The 16,969-nt window shown below is 62.2% G+C and carries 11 protein-coding genes; 5 read left to right on the top strand and 6 right to left on the bottom strand.

Annotated elements, in window-relative coordinates; genetic code table 11:
* Nucleotides 1-38: 38 nt before the first annotated feature.
* Nucleotides 39-578 carry a hypothetical protein gene (locus J2W46_RS20345; RefSeq protein ID WP_310355710.1) on the top strand — a complete coding sequence of 180 codons (540 nt, stop codon included), beginning with the start codon at nt 39-41 and terminating at the stop codon, nt 576-578.
* Nucleotides 579-792: 214 nt separating this feature from the next.
* On the opposite strand, the gene J2W46_RS20350 is transcribed toward J2W46_RS20345, so the two are convergent.
* Both J2W46_RS20350 and J2W46_RS20355 read right to left on the bottom strand, forming a co-directional pair.
* Entirely contained in the window at nt 793-2,208 is a 1,416-nt protein-coding gene (locus J2W46_RS20350) for a LutB/LldF family L-lactate oxidation iron-sulfur protein (RefSeq protein ID WP_310355711.1), read from the bottom strand.
* A gap of 10 nt (nt 2,209-2,218) precedes the next feature.
* The gene (locus J2W46_RS20355; protein ID WP_310355713.1) at nt 2,219-2,941 is read right to left on the bottom strand and encodes a (Fe-S)-binding protein; all 723 of its coding nucleotides are present in this window, start codon (nt 2,939-2,941) and stop codon (nt 2,219-2,221) included.
* Between the two features lie 179 nt (nt 2,942-3,120).
* Between J2W46_RS20355 and J2W46_RS20360 the strand changes: the two genes are divergently transcribed.
* Entirely contained in the window at nt 3,121-3,933 is an 813-nt protein-coding gene (locus J2W46_RS20360) for an IclR family transcriptional regulator (RefSeq protein ID WP_027775436.1), read from the top strand.
* A 96-nt stretch (nt 3,934-4,029) separates the two neighbouring features.
* Here J2W46_RS20360 and pbpG read toward each other — a convergent pair whose 3' ends face one another.
* Entirely contained in the window at nt 4,030-5,211 is a 1,182-nt protein-coding gene (gene pbpG / locus J2W46_RS20365) for a D-alanyl-D-alanine endopeptidase (protein WP_310355715.1), read from the bottom strand.
* Nucleotides 5,212-5,980: 769 nt separating this feature from the next.
* Here pbpG and J2W46_RS20370 point away from each other — a divergent pair.
* Nucleotides 5,981-6,553: a phasin family protein gene (locus tag J2W46_RS20370; RefSeq protein WP_020065495.1), complete on the top strand. Its 573-nt coding sequence runs from the start codon at nt 5,981-5,983 to the stop codon at nt 6,551-6,553.
* Nucleotides 6,554-6,894: 341 nt separating this feature from the next.
* Here the strand turns inward: J2W46_RS20370 and lpdA are convergent, their stop codons facing one another.
* The 3 genes from lpdA to aceE all read right to left on the bottom strand — a co-directional run bounded on the left by lpdA (nt 6,895) and on the right by aceE (nt 13,318).
* Nucleotides 6,895-8,688 (bottom strand): dihydrolipoyl dehydrogenase, encoded by a 1,794-nt coding sequence (lpdA, locus tag J2W46_RS20375; RefSeq protein WP_310355716.1) that lies wholly within the window; start codon nt 8,686-8,688, stop codon nt 6,895-6,897.
* 207 nt (nt 8,689-8,895) lie between these two features.
* Entirely contained in the window at nt 8,896-10,536 is a 1,641-nt protein-coding gene (gene aceF, locus J2W46_RS20380; RefSeq protein ID WP_310355717.1) for a dihydrolipoyllysine-residue acetyltransferase, read from the bottom strand.
* Nucleotides 10,537-10,621: 85 nt separating this feature from the next.
* Nucleotides 10,622-13,318, bottom strand: coding sequence for a pyruvate dehydrogenase (acetyl-transferring), homodimeric type (gene aceE, locus J2W46_RS20385; RefSeq protein ID WP_204520533.1), 2,697 nt, complete (start codon nt 13,316-13,318; stop codon nt 10,622-10,624).
* Nucleotides 13,319-13,593: 275 nt separating this feature from the next.
* Between aceE and fixL the strand changes: the two genes are divergently transcribed.
* Nucleotides 13,594-16,110, top strand: coding sequence for an oxygen sensor histidine kinase FixL (fixL, locus tag J2W46_RS20390; protein ID WP_033379390.1), 2,517 nt, complete (start codon nt 13,594-13,596; stop codon nt 16,108-16,110).
* The gene (fixJ, locus tag J2W46_RS20395) at nt 16,107-16,754 is read left to right on the top strand and encodes an oxygen response regulator transcription factor FixJ (RefSeq protein WP_020065489.1); all 648 of its coding nucleotides are present in this window, start codon (nt 16,107-16,109) and stop codon (nt 16,752-16,754) included. Before fixL ends, fixJ begins: the two co-directional genes overlap by 4 nt.
* Nucleotides 16,755-16,969: the final 215 nt, after the last annotated feature.

The raw sequence follows: 16,969 nt of genomic DNA on the forward strand, positions 1-16,969 counted from the left end.
GGTCTCATAGACATGAAACCTCTTGGCTCGGACTTGAAATGAAACGCTTTGCACCCCTCGGCGCTGTCGCCGTTGCCGCCCTTCTGGGCGGCTGCGCCGTGTATCCGGACGGCACTCCGATGTACAGCAACGGCTACAGCACCTACGACGGTTACGATGGTTACGGCGCGCCTGTCCCGCCACAGACCAACGTCTACATGGGTTACAGCAACTACTACGCCCCCGGTTATTACGACGGCCCCGGGCGCTACTACGGACCTGGACCGGGATATCGCGGCTATCCGGGACGTCCGTACCACGACGGCGACAACGGCAATCACGGCGGCAATGGCAATCACGGCGGCAACGGTGGATGGCACGGCCAGCCCGGCGGCGCATCGCCGCCCCAAGGGGCGGCCGCCGGTCCGCGTGGACCGAGTGGGTCGAATGCGCCGCGCCCGGCCGCCGCGCCTCCGCCGTCGGCACCGGCGCAACAGGCAGGGGGAGGAGGCGGAGGCGGAGGCGGCCATGGCAACGGCGGCGGAGCGGTAGTGAGAGGAGTTCCGGGTCGCCCGTCGGGCGGGATGACAGACCACTAAATGGCGCTTGAGCGCCTCGGCGATGTGCAAGAAGCACGTATAGCGTAGCTGGCAGGGACCTCGGTGCACGCTGATTCGCTGTCGCGCAGTTGACACAAGCCTGCGGGAACGGGCGCCTCGCTGAGTCAGTGACTCACTGACTCAGCAACTACGGCCACGATGGCTGCGCCCCGTTACCCGCGTTACAGCGGGACGCGAAGCGCCGTCACCACAATTAGCCGATATGACTGCGCTGCGCGGCGTACAACTCCCTGAACGTGCGGCCCACCGGTGCGGGCATGTCGCGGGTGTCAGTCCAGCCGGCGCCGGCTAACGGCAACTTGGCGATCGACCGGTTGCTTCCGCCGAGGCGCTCCAGCACGCGCACGGCGAGCTTCGTGACAAGCGCATACATCCCGGGATGCAGCGCCATAAAGCCCCACACAGCCAAGCCGGCGCGTTCCTTCCACGGACGCAGTCGTCGCTCCACCTGCTTCTCGCGCAGCTTTCGCAACAGATCGGACAAAGGAATCCCGACCGGGCACACGCTGTTGCACTCGCCACATAGCGTGGCGGCCTGCGGCAGATCCAGCGCCTTGTCGAGGCCGACGTAGCTCGGCGTCAGCACCGAGCCCATAGGTCCGGGATACACCCAGCCATACGCATGGCCGCCCACTTTCTGATACACCGGACAATGGTTCATGCACGCGCCGCAGCGAATGCAGCGAAGCATCTCCTGAAAATCGCCGCCGATCAGCCCCGTGCGCCCGCCATCGACGAGCACTACATACATGTGCTCCGGCCCGTCCTGATCGCCCTCGCCTCGCGGTCCGGTCAGGAGCGAAAAGTAATTTGACGTGGTCTGGCCGGTCGCCGAGCGCGGCAGCAGACGCATGGCCGTGGCGAGGTCTTCGAGTGTGGGCAATACCTTTTCGATGCCGGTGACGGCCACATGCACGCGCGGCATGACGGTGCACATGCCTTCGTTACCCTCGTTGGTGACGAGCACGACCGAGCCGGTTTCCGCGATCACGAAATTGCCGCCCGTCACGCCCATGTCCGCGCTCATGAAATGCGGACGCAGCACCTGCCGTGCTTCGAGCGTCATGTCGGGAATTTCGGTGAGGCGCGGCCGGCCATGTGTTTTGGCGAAGAGGTCGGCGATCTCGTCCTTATCCTTATGCACGACCGGCGCGATGATGTGGCTCGGTGGCTCATTGCCGTTGATCTGCAGAATGTATTCGCCGAGATCGGTTTCAATGGACTGCACGCCCATTTGCCCGAGCACTTCGTTCAGGCGCATTTCTTCGGTGACCATCGACTTCGTCTTGATCACCTTCTTCACATCGTGCCGGCGTGCAATGTCGCCGACGAGCCTCGCCGCCTCCTGAGTGGTCTGCGCGAAAAGCACCGTGACGCCGCGCCGGGTCGCCTCCCGCTCGAAGGTTTCCAGCCACACGTCGAGGTTTTCGAGCGCGCGATTGCGACGTTCCTTGAGCGCCGCGCGCGTGGCGGCGAAGTCGATTGCCGTCATCGCGACGGCGCGGGCGGAAACGAACTTGGTGGACAGCTTGGTCAGGTTCTGCTGCAACCGCTGGTCCGCGAGTTTCTGACCGGCGCGCGCCTTGAACTGCATGGACTGGATTTGCATGGCGATCCCCTTAAACGTCCCCGGCCAGCACTTGCGCGATGTGCAGCACGCGCGTCGCGGTATCGCCGGTACGCCTTAAACGCCCTTCAATATTGAGCATGCAGCCTAGGTCGCCGAGCACGACCGTGCCTGCACCGCTGTCGCGTATATTCGCGCATTTTTCGTCGACGATTGCAGTGGAAATGTCGCCGTACTTGACCGCAAACGTGCCGCCGAAGCCGCAGCAGTGCTCGCAGCCCTTCATTTCCGTCACCGCCACGCCCACTTGTGCGAGGAGCTCTCGCGGCTGCGCCTTGACGCCAAGCTCGCGCAGCCCGGAGCACGAGTCGTGATACGTAACCGGCCCTCCGAACTCGCCCGGCTGCAATTGCACGTGGGCGACATTCACGAGGAAATCGGTGAGTTCGAAGACCTTGGCGCGCAGCCGGCCGAAGCGGTTCATCAGTTCGGGATCGTCGGCGAAGAGGTCGCCGTAATGTGTGCGGATCATGCCGCCACACGAGCCCGAGGGCACCACCACATAATCGAACTGTTCAAACTCCCGCAAGGTCTTTTCGGCGAGATCGCGGGCGATTCGGCGCTCGCCCGAGTTGTACGCGGGCTGCCCGCAGCATGTCTGCGCCGGCGGGACTACGACTTCAAAACCGGCGCCCTCGATCAGCTTGATGACCGAAAAACCGATTTCGGGCCGCATCAGGTCGATGAGGCAGGTGACGAACAATCCGACTTGCATGAGCCCTCCTCCGGGAAAACGTCCCTGATTATCCGCTGTTTGGCGGACAATACCAACGCTCGGAAGGTGTAGGACGAAGGCCTCGCCGAATTCGAAGAGGTCTTCCAAGTGCGTTCGCTTTTTTCACGATACGAGATACAATCAATTTCCGCTGTTTGACGCGTCAACTGATTCTTCTTATGAGCGACACGAACCCGGATCCCAAAACTTCGATCCAGGTGATCGAACGCATGATGCGCCTGCTCGACGCACTCGCCGCGCATAGCGACCCGGTCAGCCTGAAAGAACTCGCCATCCGCACGCAGCTGCATCCGTCCACCGCGCATCGCATCCTGAACGACATGGTGATGTGCCGGCTGGTCGATCGGTCCGATCCCGGCACTTACCGGCTCGGCATGCGCCTGCTCGAACTCGGCAACCTGGTGAAAGCGCGCCTGTCGGTGCGCGACGCGGCGCTCACGCCGATGCGCGAACTGCATCGCGAGACCGGACAGACAGTGAACCTGTCGGTGCGTCAGGGCGACGAGATTGTGTACATCGAACGCGCGTATTCGGAGCGTTCCGGTATGCAGGTGGTGCGGGCCATCGGCGGACGCGCGCCGCTGCATCTCACCTCGGTGGGCAAACTTTTTCTCGCCGCCGACGAATCCACGCGCGTGCGCGCTTACGCGACACGCACGGGCCTGTCCGGTCACACGCAGAACAGCATCACCGATCTCGCCAAGCTGGAGCGCGAACTGTCGCACGTACGCCAGCAGGCTTGCGCGCGCGATAACGAAGAACTCGAACTCGGCGTGCGCTGCATCGCCGCGGGTATCTACGACGATACGGGCAAGCTGGTCGCCGGCTTGTCGTTGTCCGCGCCGGCCGATCGCCTGCAAGACTCCTGGCTCGGCCAACTTAGCCAGACCGCGCTCGTGATTTCCGAGGCGCTCGGGTATCGGCCGCAAGCTTCCCAAGGTCATAACCACCATCCGGGCTCGCACGCGTAACGCGAAAACCGTCCGTCGAATGAAAAAAGCCCCGCAGAAGTGCGGGGCTTTTTAACTTCAAGCGGCTGGCCGGCAAGCCGGCCGTGCGCGAACAGATCACGTTCCGGGGCCGCCGGCGTCGGCGCTCGTGATACGCGCCTGGTCGCCGCCGTTGTCGAGCCACGTGCGCAGCCGCGTCGCATCGGCGAAACGCGAATACTTGCCCGACGAATCGAGCAGCACCAGCACCATCGGACGGCCATGAATGTTGGCTTGCATCACGAGGCATTCGCCTGCTTCGTTGATGAAACCCGTCTTTTGGAGACCGATGTCCCAGGTCGGGTTACGCACGAGTGCGTTAGTGCTGTTGTAGGCCAGCGTGCGCTTGCCGGTGTAGACCTCATAACTATGATCCGTTGAGAACCTGCGGATCAGCGGATATTGATATGCCGCGTTGACCATCTTCACGAGATCGCGCGCGCTCGACACGTTCTGGCTCGTCAAACCCGTCGGATTCTCGAAGTGCGTGTCGGTCATGCCGAGTTGCCGCGCCTTTGCGTTCATGGCCGCGAGAAACGCCGGGCGGCCACCGGGGAAGTAGCGCGAAAGCGCTGCAGCCGCGCGGTTTTCCGACGCCATCAGCGCAATGTGCAGCATGTCTTCACGCGAGAGCACCGAGCCCACGGACAGGCGCGAGCCAGTGTTCTTTTCGTAGTCGCGGTCTTCGTCGGTGACTTCGAGCTGATCGGTCATCGGTTCTTTCGAATCGAGCACGACCATGGCCGTCATCAGCTTGGTGATGGACGCAATCGGCACCACGGCGCGCGAATTCTTGTCGAAGAGCGGTTCGCCCGTGTTCTGATCGACCACGTACGCGACGCTCGAGCGCAACATCAGCGCGTCCGGCGTTTCGTGCAGCCCGAATGCCTGGCCAACGGTAGGCTGCCGCGGCTCATATGCGACGCGCCGCACTACCGAGCGATGACGTCCGTTCGACGTATAAGTCACACGCTTGCGCTTGACGCTCGCGCGGGGCGCGTCGTCGTCGACGGCTGCGGTCTTCGCCACCGCGGCTTTGCCCACTTTAGCCGCCTTGCTGGACACCTTGGCGGTGGCGGCCGGCTTGGTCGCGGCTTTCGCGTGTTTCGAGGTTTTTGCAGATGCAGCTGGCGTTGCGGCAAAAGTGCTCACCGGGGCGCCAAGCGCGGCCGCGAGGACCATGGAGGCGGCCACCGACAGCGCGGTGCTGCGCGCCGCGCCGTGGATCACTTTTAGCGACGAAAACATGTCGGTTTTCATGGGTGTTCTATGAGGAGCGGCGAGAGATTTCCGCAAGTGTAGTAAAACAACGAAAATTTAGCAATTTGAAGCACTTATGGGCGCTCCTTAAACCGGCTTGTAAGCTCCGATCGCAAAAATACAAATAAGTGCCGCGCCTCGATCGAAAAAAACGATCGGGACGCCGAGCCCCGCCATCGCCGTTCCGCTCAAAAAGGGCGTGATCCTTCAAGCATAACGGCAATTTCGAGACAACCTTGATGAGGGGAAACACGAGCGCCGCGCAACCAGCGCCGCAACGCCTCGCGCGACGCTTTGAATGCGCGGCGCCTGCGCGATGTTAAGTGTCCGCTGCAAATCGAAGGACGCGCATTCGACCAGCATCAACGATTAACGTTCCGTGACACTTTATGGTTTACATCGATTCGCTTGCGCGGCGATATTTTGTTAAATGACAACCCTGCGCTCCACCCGCTTTGCGACGCACAACTAGCGCGTAAAAGCGGGCACTTTCCGGAACTAACTACCGAAAAATCGCCGCACCAGTTCAGTGCAACGGTCAATTCGACCGCGTCACGCGCTTGTCATGCCCAGCGCATAAGCTATTGTTTCTAAGTGGTTTCTTAAAATTGTGCAATGCACAAAAACCGCTTGACATTCGCTGGCGGCATCTTAAAATAGGATCCATTGCTGCGATGCACAATTCATCGCGGTCCGGGCAGACGAATCTGTGTCTCGCCACCACCCAATGCGGTCTGCAAAGATGGGCCGCGATCCAGGAGCGTAAACCATGACTTTGCTGACCCCCGAGCAATTCGCTGCAGCCCAGAAAGCTAATTTCGAAACGCTGTTCGGCCTGACGACCAAGGCATTCGAAGGCGTCGAAAAGCTGGTTGAACTGAACCTGCAAGTCGTGAAATCGACGCTCGCGGAAAGCCAGGAAAATGCCCAACGCGCGCTGTCCGTCAAAGACGCGCAAGAACTGCTGGCACTGCAAGCAAGCCTCGCACAGCCGGTCGCTGAGAAGGCGCTGTCGTATGGCCGTCACGTGTACGAAATCGTCTCGGCAACGCAAGGCGAGTTCGCCCGCGTAGCCGAAGCGCAATTCGAAGAGCAGAACCGCAAGGTTCAGTCGCTCGTCGAAAACGTCGCGCGCAATGCACCGGCCGGTTCGGAAACCGCCGTCGCCGTGATCAAGTCGGCCATCACCGCCGCCAACACCACGTACGAGACGGTTCACAAGGCCACGAAGCAGGCTGTTGAAATCGCCGAAAGCAACTTCAACGCAGCCGCTACGGCCGCGTCGAAGGCAGCTTCGCAAGCCGCAGCGCAAGCATCGCGCTCGGCCAAGAAGCCGGTCTAACGTTCGGGCCTCGCTCCTCGGGCTTGCCCGGGAGCGTGACTTGAAGGCGTTATTTGCGCCGGCCCAGCTCACCGCTGCGCCGGCGCTTCTGCAAGCAACAGCGTCGTGCCGTTGCCGCTCACACGGTTTCAATTGGCCGAACGCTCCGATACGTTGACTGACGTATCGTTTGCCCGGCGAAGCGCCGGGATTTTTTTGCGCGGCGTCACCACCCCGCTGGGGGGCGATCCGGCAGCAAACCTATCCAGCTCGCTGTCCCAAATGAAAACGGCGCGCCCCGCAAAGGGCGCGCCGTTTTTTTCGTCAGCACGATCCGCACCAATGCGGATGTACCGTGCGCATTACTTCTTTTTCTGCGGCGGCAAGTCCGTACACACGCCTTCGTAGAGTTCCGCGGCCATGCCGATCGATTCGCCGAGCGTGGGATGCGGGTGAATCGTCTTGCCAATGTCGGTGGCATCCGCGCCCATTTCGATCGCGAGACACACCTCGCTGATCAGGTCGCCTGCATTCAGACCGACAATTCCGCCGCCGATCACGCGATGCGTTTCCTCGTCGAACAGGAGCTTCGTGAAGCCCTCGTCGCGTCCGTTGGCAATCGCGCGGCCCGAAGCGGCCCACGGGAATACTGCCTTGCCGTACTTGACGCCTTCGGCCTTCAACTGATCTTCCGTCTTGCCGGCCCACGCGACTTCCGGGTCGGTATAAGCCACCGAAGGAATCTGCAGCGCGTCGAAGTACGCCTTCTCGCCATGAGCCGCTTCGGCAGCAACGTGGCCTTCGTGCACGGCTTTGTGCGCGAGCATCGGCTGGCCGACGATATCGCCGATCGCGAAGATGTGCGGCACATTCGTGCGCATCTGCTTGTCGACGTCGATGAAACCGCGGTCCGTTACCGTCACGCCCGCCTTGTCCGCGCCGATCTTCTTGCCATTCGGCGAGCGGCCGACTGCCACCAGCACCAGGTCGTAGCGCTGGGCCTCGGCCGGAGCCTTCTCGCCTTCGAACGACACGTAGATGCCGTCGTCTTTGGCCTCTGCCGCAGTGGTTTTGGTCTTCAGCATGACGTTCGCAAAACGCTTGCTGTTGTACTTCTCCCAAACCTTGACGAGATCGCGGTCGGCGCCTGCCATCAGACCGTCGAGCATTTCGACGACGTCGATCTTCGCGCCGAGCGTGGCGTACACGGTCGCCATTTCCAGGCCGATAATGCCGCCGCCGATCACCAGCATCCGCTGCGGAATCTGGCGCAGTTCGAGCGCGCCGGTCGAATCCACCACGCGCGGATCTTCCGGAATGAACGGCAGCTTCACCGCTTCAGAGCCCGCAGCGATGATCGCCTGCTTGAACTTCACGACCTTCTTGCCGCCTTCGGTCTGCACTTCCATGTGATTCGGATCGACAAAAGAGCCGGTCCCCGTCACGACTTCGACCTTGCGCATCTTGGCCATGCCAGCGAGGCCGCCCGTCAACTTTTTGACGACGCCCGACTTGAAGTCGCGCAGCTTGTCCAGATCGATCTGCGGCTTTGCGAACGTGATGCCATGAGCGCCGAGCGCTTCCGCTTCGTCGATCACGAGCGCGGTGTGCAGCAGCGCTTTGGACGGAATACAGCCGACGTTCAGACAAACGCCGCCAAGCGTTGCGTAGCGCTCGACGAGCACCGTTTTCATGCCGAGGTCGGCCGACCGGAACGCGGCGGAATAGCCGCCAGGGCCCGAGCCGAGCACGAGCATGTCGCATTCGATGTCCGCGCTGCCGGAGAAGCTACCGGCTTGCGGCGCGGGCGCGGCGGCTTGAGGCTTCGCCGCGTCAGCCTGAGGTTTCGCTTCAGCCGGCGCTTTCTCGGGTTCGTTGGCCGGAGCCTTAGGCGCATCTTCCGCGGGCGCCGCGTCCGCCGACGTTTCGACGAGCGCGATGATCGTGCCTTGCGAAACTTTGTCGCCAGCCTTGACGCGGACTTCCTTGACGGTACCGGCTGTGTCGCTCGGCACTTCAATGGAAGCCTTGTCGGACTCGAGCGTCATCAGCGCCTGTTCGTTCTCGATGACGTCGCCAGGTTTGATGTTGACTTCGATGACATCGACGTCTTTGAAGTCACCGATATCCGGCACTTTTACTTCGACGAGACTCATAGTGTCCCCTTCTCTTATTGACTGTGATGAACGAGGAACCTGCGCCGTCAGGCGAAAACGCGCCATTCGTCTGGCTGCTTTTCTCTGGAATACGGAGGAAAGCAGGCGCCGCCCTGCACAAGGGCGACGCTAATGCACCGACGCGAAAGCAGGTTCTACAGGGAGACGCGGATCAAAGAAAAAACCAGCGCCCACGCAACATCACAATCAAAGAATCACACGCCGGAAATCGGCAAGAAGCGCCCCAAGATACGCATTGAAGCGCGCAGCTTCGGCCCCATCGATCACGCGGTGGTCGTAAGACAGCGACAGCGGCAGCATCAGCTTAGGTACGAACTGCTTGCCGTCCCACACCGGCTTCATCGCGCCACGCGACAAGCCGAGAATCGCGACTTCCGGTGCATTGATGATCGGCGTGAAGTTCGTGCCGCCAATACCGCCCAGCGACGAGATCGAGAAGCATCCGCCTTGCATCTGGTCCGGCTTCAGCTTGCCTTCGCGCGCCGCCTTCGACAGGTCGGTCATTTCCTTTGCGATTTCGACGAGACCCTTCTTGTCCGCGTCGCGAATCACCGGAACCACGAGACCGTTCGGCGTGTCGGCGGCAAAACCCACGTGGTAATACTGCTTGAACACGAGGTTGTCGCCGTCGAGGCTCGCGTTGAACGTCGGGAATTTCTTCAGGGCCGACACGACGGCCTTGATCACGAACGCCAGCATCGTGATCTTCACGCCGGCCTTTTCGTTTTCCTTGTTCAACTGCACGCGCAGCGCTTCCAGTTCGGTGATGTCCGCTTCGTCGTTGTTCGTGACGTGCGGAATCATGACCCAGTTGCGATGCAGGTTCGCACCGGAAATCTTCTTGATGCGCGAGAGCGGCTTCGGGTCGACCGGACCGAACTTCGTGAAGTCGATCTTCGGCCACGGCAGCAGATTCAACTCGCCGCCGCCGGCAGCCGCGGGCGCGGCTGCACCGGCCGGCGCTGCGCGCTGGCCCGTCATGACGCCCTTGATGAACGCGGTCACGTCAGCTTGCGTAATGCGGCCTTTCGGACCCGTGCCCTGCACCTGCGTCACATCCACACCGAGTTCGCGCGCGAACTTGCGCACCGACGGCGACGCGTGGCTCGAATGCCGTGCGCCGCCCTCGCCGGCCGGAATCACCGGCGCTTGCGCGAGTGCGGACGGCGAAGCCGGAGCGGGCGACGGCGTAACCGGCGCGTCCGAAGGCTTTTCGGTTTGCTGCTTCGGTGCTGCTGCGGGTGCCGGAGCGGGTGCCGCGGCGGCGCCTTCGGCTTCCACCACGACGATGACCGAGCCTTCGGAGACGGTATCGCCGACCTTGACCTTCACTTCCTTGACGACGCCAGCGGCCGAGCTGGGCACGTCCATCGTCGCCTTGTCGGATTCGAGCGTGACGAGCGACTGCTCTTTCTCGACGCGATCGCCGACCTTCACCGCGACTTCGATCACGGGAATGTCTTTGTAGTCGCCGATATCCGGCACCTTGACATCCTGCAGGCCGCCGCCGGTTGCAGCGGGCGCTGCGGCCGGTGCAGCTGCGGGCGCAGGAGCAGCAGCGGGCGCCGGAGCAGCCGCGCCGCCTTCGGCGCCGTCCAGCACGACGATCAGCGAACCTTCCGACACGTTGTCGCCGACCTTGACCTTCACTTCCTTGACGACGCCGGCGGCCGAACTCGGCACGTCCATGGTCGCCTTGTCGGACTCCAGCGTGACGAGCGATTGCTCTTTTTCGACGGTATCACCCGCCTTGACCAGCACCTCGATCACAGGAATGTCCTTGTAATCGCCGATGTCCGGCACCTTGACTTCGATCGCTTGACTCATTGTTAGTGTCTCCTGGGCCGCGCACGCACCTGCCCCTGACGATCAGGAACAGGCGCGCACGCCGTGGCACACGGGGAATGATGCCTTAGACGGTCATCGGGTTGGGTTTGGCGGGATCAAGGTTGTATTTCTTGAGCGCCTCGGCGACGACCTTACGTTCGATCGTGCCCTCGTCTGCCAGTGCGTTCAACGCGGCCACCGTGACCCAGTAGCGGTCGACTTCGAAGAAGTGGCGCAGCTTTTCGCGCGTGTCCGAACGGCCGTAACCGTCCGTGCCCAGCACGACGAAACGTTGCGGCACGAATGCGCGAATCTGCTCGGTCAGCGCGCGCACGTAGTCGGTGGAGGCAATCACCGGACCAGGCGCGTCCTTCAGGAGCTTCTCGACGTGCGAGACTTTCTTCTCTTCGGTCGGATGCAGCAGGTTCCAGCGCTGCACTTCGTGGCCTTCGCGCGCGAGTTCGGTGAAGCTCGGCACGCTCCACAGATCGGCGGCGACGCCCCAGTCGTTCTTCAGCAGGTCGGCGGCGGCGATCACTTCGTTGAAGATCGTGCCCGCGCCCATCAGCTGCACGCGCGGCGCCTTGCTGTCGGCATCGGCCTTGCGGAACGCGTACATGCCCTTGATGATGTCGGCCGCTACGCTCTCGCCCTGCGGGATCGCCGGGTGCTCGTAGTTCTCGTTCATCACCGTGATGTAGTAGTACACGTCTTCCTGATCAGCGACCATGCGGCGCAGGCCGTCCTGCATGATGACCGCGAGTTCGTAACCGAACGTCGGGTCGTAGCTGATGCAGTTCGGCACCGAAGCGGCCCACAGCAGCGAGTGGCCGTCTTCGTGTTGCAGACCTTCGCCGTTCAGCGTCGTGCGGCCCGCGGTTCCGCCCAGCAGGAAGCCGCGCGAGCGCATGTCGCCAGCGGCCCACGCGAGGTCGCCGATGCGCTGGAAGCCGAACATCGAATAGAAGATGTAGAACGGGATCATGATCTCGCCGTGCGTCGAGTACGACGTCGCGGCTGCGATCCAGTCCGACATGCCGCCGGCTTCGTTGATACCTTCCTGCAGAATCTGACCGGTTTCCGACTCGCGGTAGAACATCAGCTGGTCGGAATCTTCCGGAATGTACTTCTGGCCATCCTGATTCCAGATACCGATCTGACGGAACAGACCTTCCATACCGAACGTACGCGACTCGTCGGGCACGATCGGCACGATGCGTTTGCCGAGCGCCTTGTCCTTCAGCAGGATGTTGAGAATGCGCACGAACGCCATCGTCGTGGAGATCTCGCGGCCTTCGCCCGTGCCCTTCAGCAGCGGCTCGAATGCCGACAGGTCCGGCACCGGCAGCGATTCGGCCTTCTGACGGCGCGCCGGCAGATAACCGCCGAGTTCCTGACGGCGGGCACGCATGTACTCGAGTTCCTTCGAACCTTCTTCGAACTTGAGGTACGGAACGTTCACCAGGTCTTCGTCGGCGATCGGCAGACGGAACTGGTCGCGGAATTTCTTCAGCTGCTCCACCTGCATTTTCTTCTGCTGGTGGGTGATGTTCATGGCCTGGCCGGCTTCGCCCATGCCGTAGCCCTTGATCGTCTTCGCAAGAATGACGGTCGGCTGGCCTTTCGTCTGGGTGGCTTCGGAAAACGCCGCGTAAATCTTGTGCGGGTCATGGCCGCCGCGGTTCAGATTCCACACGTCTTCGTCCGACCAGTCGGCGACCAGCGCCTTCAGTTCCGGCGTATTGAAGAAGTGCTCGCGAACGAACGCGCCCGACTCCGACTTGTACGTCTGATATTCGCCGTCCACGACTTCCATCATGCGGCGCATCAGCGCGCCCGACTTGTCGCGCTGGAACAGTGCGTCCCAACGGCTGCCCCACACGACCTTGATGACGTTCCAGCCCGCGCCGCGGAATTCGCTTTCCAGTTCCTGGATGATCTTGCCGTTACCGCGCACCGGACCGTCGAGGCGCTGCAGGTTGCAGTTGATCACGAACACGAGGTTGTCGAGCCGTTCGCGGCCGGCCATGCCGATCGCGCCGAGCGATTCCGGTTCGTCCGTTTCGCCGTCGCCGAGGAAAGCCCACACCTTGCGGCCTTCGGTCTTAGCGATGCCGCGCGCCTGCATGTACTTCATGAAGCGCGCCTGGTAGATCGCCATGATCGGGCCAAGGCCCATCGAAACGGTCGGGAATTGCCAGAAGTCGGGCATCAGCCACGGGTGCGGATACGACGAGATGCCCTCGCCGCCCACTTCCTGGCGGAAGTTGTCGAGCTGCTGTTCGGTCAGACGGCCGAGCAGGAACGCGCGCGAGTACACACCCGGCGACGAGTGGCCCTGCACGAACACGAGATCGCCGCCGTGTTCGGGCGACGGCGCGTGCCAGAAATGGTTGAAGCCGACGTCATACAGCGTGGCCGCCGACGCGAACGACGCGATGTGGCCGCCGACATTGGTGTCCTTGCCGGCGCGCAGCACCATGGCAATGGCGTTCCAGCGCGTGTACGAACGGATGCGGTGTTCGATGTCCTGGTCGCCGGGAATCTTCGCCTGACGCGTGACCGGAATCGTGTTGATGTACGGGGTGTTGGCGGAGAACGGCAGATGTTCGCCATGCACGCGGGCAAACTCGATCTGCTTCTCGATCAGGTAGTGGGCACGGTCGGGGCCAACAGCAGAAATCACGCCATCCAGCGCTTCGAGCCATTCGCCGGTTTCCTGGGGATCGTCGTCTTTCTCAGCGGCGACATATTTCATGACTTCGTCGGGTACAGCGGACATGCTCGTCTCCTGGATATAGAGGAACGCTCTTTGGACAGACGACGCGGACGAAGCACGGCCGCGGCAGCTTCGGCCGATTGTAATAAGGGTCCCGACGTCCACGCAACAAAATTTTCGAATTACGAGATCGGTTCTCATAATGCGGAAAATTGTTGCGGCGCAACCTGATTTGACTGCCTTTTGACGGATACGCGAGCTAGTGTGCGCCGATTAACGGCACTTTCCGTGATTTTTTGCGCCATTTGGGAAGTACGCGCTGCGCTACAATGCCACGCATGTTGACCGAACGGCTTTTCGCTCGCTCGGCGCGCACCGCCGGTTCGCCGACGGATTCGACGCCGTCCTCCCGCTGGCACCATGGACCATGGTGGTCGAATTCCTATTTGCTCACGCCGCTCCTGTCGATCCTGGTTTTCCTGGTCGTCATGAGCCTCATTCTGTGGAGCCTGAACCGGCGCGAGCAGCAGCAACAGGAAGACACGCTCTACCGCAACGTTGCATGGGCCCAGCAGCAGATCCGCCTGTCCATGACGGGCGCGCAAGAACAGATCCAGGCTCTCGCCCGCGACCTCGTGGCGGGCCACGCCGATCCGCAGTCGTTCCAGGTGTCCACCACGGACATCATGCAGGGGCATCCCGAGATCCTCTACATGAACTGGTACACGAGCCAGCAGCAGCCGCGCTGGCCCAGCACGGCGCTTCCGGTATTCGGACAGCGGCTCGCGAAGCCTAACGACACCCAGATGGACGAGGCAGTGAAAGCCGCCTTCACCGAGGCGCGCAGCACGCGCCGCCAGGTCTACTCGCCGCTCATCTACGACGACCTCGGCAACGGCTACATCACGTTGCAAACACCGGTCTATCGCGATCGCGAATTCCTTGGCTCGATTGCCGCCGTGTTTTCGGTCGAAGGCATTCTGAAGCACGACATCCCGCCCGAGCTGTCGGCCAAGTACAAGATTTCGATCATCGACGCGAACAACCGCGAGCTGACCACCACGTCCACGCGCCCGCGCCTGCCGCGCGACATGTTCTACGACCTGCCGCTCGACCCGCCGGGCCAGGGTGTCTCGGTGCGCGTCTATGCGTTCCCGCAAATGACCAATTTCACCAACAACACACTCGTGTGGCTGGTGGCAGGTCTATCGTGTTTCGTGCTGTGGAGTCTGTGGAGTTTGTGGAAACACACGCGGCAGCGTTTCGAGGCGCAACAGGCGCTTTACGCCGAAGCGTTTTTCCGTCGCGCGATGGAAAATTCCGTGCTGATCGGCATGCGGGTGCTCGACATGCACGGCCGCATCACACACGTGAATCCGGCGTTTTGCCGGATGACCGGCTGGGACGAAAGCGACCTGGTCGGCAAGACCGCACCGTTCGCTTACTGGCCGCGCGACGCTTATCCGGAGATGCAGCGTCAGCTCGACATGACGCTGCGCGGCAAGGCGCCCTCCTCGGGCTTCGAATTGCGCGTGCGCCGCAAAGACGGCTCCACGTTCCACGCGCGCCTCTACGTATCGCCGCTCATCGACAGTTCGGGCCGCCAGACCGGCTGGATGTCGTCGATGACCGACATCACCGAACCCAAGCGCGCGCGTGAAGAACTTGCCGCCGCACACGAGCGCTTCACGACCGTGCTGGAGAGCCTCGACGCCGCTGTCTCGGTGCTCGCCGCCGATGAAGCCGAACTGCTGTTCGCCAACCGCTACTACCGGCACCTGTTCGGGATCCGCCCGGACGGCCACCTGGAATTGGCGGGCGGCGGGTTCGATAGCGCACAGGCGTCGTCGGATTCGATCGATATGGTGGATACCTACGCCGGACTGCCTGCCGCCGCGTTGACGGAGAGCACGGCCGACGCGCAGGAAATCTATGTGCAAAGCATCCAGAAATGGTTCGAAGTGCGCCGCCAGTACATTCAATGGGTGGACGGCCACCTTGCGCAGATGCAGATCGCAACCGACATCACCACGCGCAAGCAGGCGCAGGAACTGTCGCGCCAGCAAGACGAAAAACTGCAGTTCACGAGCCGGCTGATGACCATGGGCGAAATGGCCTCGTCGCTCGCGCACGAACTGAATCAGCCGCTCGCCGCGATCAATAACTATTGCTCGGGAACCGTTGCACTGGTTAAATCCGGTCGGACGACGCCTGACAACCTGCTGCCCGTGCTCGAAAAGACCGCCCAGCAGGCGGTGCGCGCCGGCATGATCATCAAGCGGATTCGCGAGTTCGTGAAACGCAGCGAGCCGAAGCGTCAGGCTACGCGCGTGGCGGACATCGTCGCAGACGCGGTGGGCCTCGCGGAGATCGAGGTGCGCAAGCGGCGCATTCGCATCGTCACCGACATGCGCTCGCGGCTGCCCGTCATTTACGTCGACCCGGTGCTGATCGAGCAGGTGCTGGTCAACCTGCTCAAGAACGGTGCCGAGGCGATGGCCGAAGCGCGGCCCAATGCGGTCGATCCGGTGATCCGCGTGGTCGTGCGGCTGGAAAGCGGCTTTGTCTGCATCAGCGTCGTCGACCAGGGTCCGGGCGTCGACGAAGCAACGGCCGAGCGACTGTTCGAACCGTTTTACAGCACCAAGTCCGATGGTATGGGCATGGGGCTGAACATTTGCCGTTCGATTATCGAATCGCACCGCGGCCGTCTGTGGGTGGTCAACAACGTCGAGTCAGACGGCCACATCACGGGCGCCACGTTCCATTGCAGTCTGCCTATTGGAGAGCCCGACGGCCCGAGCAACGGCGGGTCAGAGGCGCCGACACCACAAACCGTTACGGGAGAGCTATGAACAGCCCAGTCACCACACAGGAAACTGTCTTTGTCGTCGACGACGACGAGGCCGTGCGAGATTCGCTGCGCTGGCTGCTGGAGGCAAACGGCTACCGCGTGCAGTGCTTTTCGAGCGCCGAGCAATTCATCGACGCATGGCAACCGCATCAGCATCCGGGCCAGATAGCCTGCCTGATTCTCGATGTGCGGATGTCCGGCATGAGCGGACTGGAACTGCAGGAGCGCCTGATCGCCGACAATGCGTCGCTGCCGATCATCTTCGTGACAGGTCATGGCGATGTGCCGATGGCAGTGTCCACGATGAAAAAAGGCGCGATGGACTTCATCGAAAAGCCGTTCGACGAAGCCGAGTTGCGCAAGCTCGTCGAGCGCATGCTCGACAAAGCGCGCAGCGAAAGCACGAGCGTGCAGCAGCAGCGCGCGGCCGCCGAGCGTCTCGGCAAGCTCACCGCCCGCGAACATCAGGTGCTGGAGCGGATCATTGCCGGCCGCCTGAACAAGCAGATCGCCGACGACCTCGGCATCAGCATCAAGACGGTCGAAGCGCACCGCGCGAACATCATGGAAAAGCTGAACGTCAACACGGTCGCCGACCTGTTGCGACTCGCGTTGTCGAACAAACCGCAGCAAGCGGCACAATAAGCGCCGGCGGCGCGCCTTCTGGCGTGCTTCACGCGAACTGAAAGGCCGTCGCCCCCGGCGGCCCGGTCGGCGCGGTCGGTCCACACGGCCCCAAGCGGCCGGACTGCCCAGTCCGGCCTTTCGTCGGTTCCTCCTCGCTACTTCTTCGTCAAGGCAAGCGCTCGCGTCGATCGGACGTCATCGGCATGACCGCGCACGCCGGTATAATGACGGAC

Source organism: Paraburkholderia strydomiana (genome assembly GCF_031456815.1).
In the GTDB taxonomy this organism is placed as follows: Bacteria; Pseudomonadota; Gammaproteobacteria; order Burkholderiales; family Burkholderiaceae; genus Paraburkholderia; species Paraburkholderia caledonica.